Genomic DNA, 1376 nt, shown 5'->3' with positions numbered 1-1376 from the left:
GCATCATCTGCTCCCTGTTTTGCTGCGCGTTGGGTTATTTCTCCAATGACTTTATCGCCATTACCGGTCACATTGATAACCTGATGAATATGGATAGTGCTTACATCTTGGGTCTCTGATGAGCCACCGACTGCTTTGACACCCAGCGAACCATCACGCCCTCGAGTTAACGGCATAATGGCTTCAGGCCCCGCTTCACCCATTAACCCGATTCCTTTGGCAAATGGGAATAACGTCGGCGAATCCACAACACGATTACTATAGGCACTTAACCCTGACGAACGATAAACACCGCCCAGTGCATTGGCTCTTATGCCAAGAAAACTGCCAAGACCAGAACCACCCAAACTTGACTCCAACGCTTTAAATATCATCATTTTAACAATCATGCGCGTTATATCATTGACCACCGATTGCGCAAAATCAGAAAAATTAAATTTACCTGTGGTCACAAAGTCTGCCAGGGTATTTGACATACCATCGAAAGCGTTTTTAGTGATATTACGCATGTTATCAAACACGTTTTCTGTTTCCGCACCGAAATCCTGCCAGCCTTTGGCTACGCCTTTCCCCCCATCTTGCGCCACCTTCGCCTTACTTAATGCAGCAGCTCTCACTATCTCAATCTGTTTTTGTTCTTCTTGCGCTAAAAACTGCGTCCGTTCTGCATAAAGTTGTGAGGTCTTATCTGAAACTTCCTTATCAAGCTGATATCGCCGATTACGAAAGTCATCCCTGACGCGTTGTTCTTCAAGCATCAAGTCATAATCCACTTTGGGCATCGTCATTTGCAGAATCTGATTTTGGGCTTCCTGCTGCATTTGAGTCGTACGTTTTGTGATTTCAAAATCCTGATCTGCAAATCGTTGCCTTAATGCTTTTAACTGTAATTCACGCTCTAATCCGGCATTGATTTGCAACTGTGTACGAATTTCATCCGCATGCGCTAACACACTCTTCTGTGATGCATTCAGCGTTCGCCCTTTTAATCGAGTGATTTCTTGCTCAAAGGCTGCCAATTTCCGTTCTGAATCGAGGAGTTTTTCATTTTCCATTAACTGCGCTTGTAAGGTCGCTGTTTGTTGTTGCAGTTGCTCAATTCGCTGACGCCCCGCATCAAGGGTTTCCCCGGACGTTTTTTGCGGGGAGGCGTACAGTTTGTCGAGTCCTTTAAGCGCTTGGGTGTACTCATTTAATGTTAAACTGCCCTCTTTATAGCGTTGGTTGATTTCCTGCTGAATTCTGGCTCTTTCTTTCAGCGGATCTTTACCCGCATTAATGGCCGCATTAATTTGTGCAGCGGTTTCGATGGTATGAATGGCGAACTGACTTTCAGTTTTAATTTGTGCTTTGCGTTCTTCCAGTTGCCTAGCATA

Annotated in this window: 1 protein-coding gene; it reads right to left on the bottom strand. The window is 44.9% G+C overall.

Annotation, left to right across the window (positions count from 1 at the left end; genetic code table 11):
* A partial coding sequence (locus G468_RS0117985) for a phage tail tape measure protein (protein ID WP_026824147.1) occupies nt 1-1376 on the bottom strand: 1376 nt, incomplete at both ends.

Source organism: Arsenophonus nasoniae DSM 15247, from assembly GCF_000429565.1.
Taxonomy (GTDB): Bacteria; Pseudomonadota; Gammaproteobacteria; order Enterobacterales; family Enterobacteriaceae; genus Arsenophonus; species Arsenophonus nasoniae.
Note: the sequence above shows the minus strand (reverse complement) of the source record. Positions and strands in the feature narration are given on the sequence as shown.